The organism is bacterium, from assembly GCA_026398675.1.
Lineage (GTDB): Bacteria > RBG-13-66-14 > RBG-13-66-14 > RBG-13-66-14 > RBG-13-66-14 > RBG-13-66-14.
In genome coordinates this window covers 1-1,788 of the sequence record JAPLSK010000063.1, presented here as the reverse complement: position 1 = coordinate 1,788, position 1,788 = coordinate 1, and the positions used below count along the sequence as shown (strand labels likewise).

Annotated in this window: 2 protein-coding genes; both read left to right on the top strand. The window is 61.7% G+C overall.

The window, feature by feature from the left end:
* Nucleotides 1–189 (top strand): T9SS type A sorting domain-containing protein (locus NTW26_01210; GenBank protein MCX7020894.1); only part of this gene is annotated, 189 nt, incomplete at its 5' end.
* A gap of 114 nt (nucleotides 190–303) precedes the next feature.
* On the top strand, nucleotides 304–1,788 hold a 1,485-nt coding region (locus NTW26_01205), incomplete at its 3' end, for a VCBS repeat-containing protein (protein ID MCX7020893.1).

Below are 1,788 nucleotides of genomic sequence, written 5' to 3'. Positions count from 1 at the left end.
GACGGCCGCGCCGTTCTGTCTATTTACGATTTATCGGGTCGGCGCGTGGCAACGCCGGTTGACTCGGAGCTGACCGCCGGGCGTCACGAGGTTGCCTGGTCCTGCGCGGAAATCCCCTCCGGCGTGTACCTCTACCGCCTGGAAACCGCCGCGGGGTCACTGACCAATCGTTTAGTAATCGGCCGCTAGACTCGTTTTGCCCGGAAAAACGGAAAGGTGTGCCAAACACCTTTTCTTTTAATAAGTTTCGTGCTAAGTTGATTTGCGTGAGAAGGAGTAGTAGAGATTATTAGAGGAGGAACCATGAGAAAAGCCGGTTTAACCTTGTTTATCCTTCTGGCGGGGTTGACCCTCGCGGCTTTGGCGGTTGACGCCATGCAGTCCGATTGGTCCGCCGGAGACGGCGAACCCGGTCCGTTGGATCACTGGGGGAGGAAGTTCGACACGGAAATCAACATTGACTACGCCGGCACCCCCGGTGAGCTTTCCCTGATGACCCTGGAACCGGAAACCATGATTGAGAAGATACTGGAACATCCGCTCTGCGTCGTCGCCGCCCGAATCGACGCCGATGAAGACATGGACGTGGTGGTCTGTTCCGAGGACTACAGCATGGTCGACTGGTTCGACAACTTGGACGGCGTGGGCGGTAGCTGGGATTTCCATAATGTGGTTTGGGCCGGCGCCCAATGCCTCGATCCGGCTGACGTGGACAACGACGGGGACAACGATATCTTCTACGCCACCTCCGGCTCGGTCGGATGGCGGGCCAACGATGGGTCCGGCGGGACCTGGACGAACCACTCGGTGGGCTCGGCGAGCGGCGTGTCCTCCATCTTTACCGCCGATATCGACGGGGATGGCGACGTGGACGTCGTCGCCACCATGGGCACCTCGGGAGCGGTGACCTGGTGGTCGAACGACGACGGGTCTGGTGGGAGCTGGACGTCCCACGCCATCGCCACCGGTTTCACTGACGCAGCAGGGGTTTGCGTGGCCGACGTGGACGGCGATTCCGATCTGGACGTCATCGCCGGCGGCGGCAGTTCGATAACCTGGTGGTCCAACGACGGCGGCGCGGGCGCCTCATGGACCCAGCACCTCGTTTACACCGGTGAAAATATAAGCTCGGTGGCCGCGGCCGATATAGACGGGGACACCGATATAGACATCGCGACGACGAGCTACACGGGGAACCGCCTCGTGTGGTTCTCCAACGATGACGGCGTGGGCGGCACCTGGACGCTGCAGATACTGCAGGAAGACTTCGTCGGCGCGGAATCGGTGAAGATTGCGGATTTGGACGGCGACTCGGACATGGACGTAGCAGCCGCGGCCGGTGGCGCGGGCGAGGTGGCATGGTGGGAGAACACGGCGGGCGACGGTTCCGCCTTCACCGAGCACGTGCTCAACACCGAATTCGGGGGTGCCAACTTCGTCAGTATTGGGGACATGAACGGCGACGCCATTGACGACGTCATATGCTGCGCCCTGGACATCAGCGAAACACGCTGGTGGAACACCGCCCCGCCTCCCTCTTATGGTAACGTCATCTCCTCGATTCTGGACATTTCGGCCGATACCGAGTGGGGCTGGGTTCTGTGGAGTGCGGACACGCCGACGGGGACGGGAGTCGCGCTCTCAGTACGGGCCGCGGACGACTCGGGCAACATGGGTACCTGGTCGGAAGTGAGTTGGGGTGCCGACCTGGGCGAGACGTACCCGGCGATGCTGGACTACCTGCAGTATATGCCGATGCTCACCACGACGGACCCGCAGGTGAGCCCG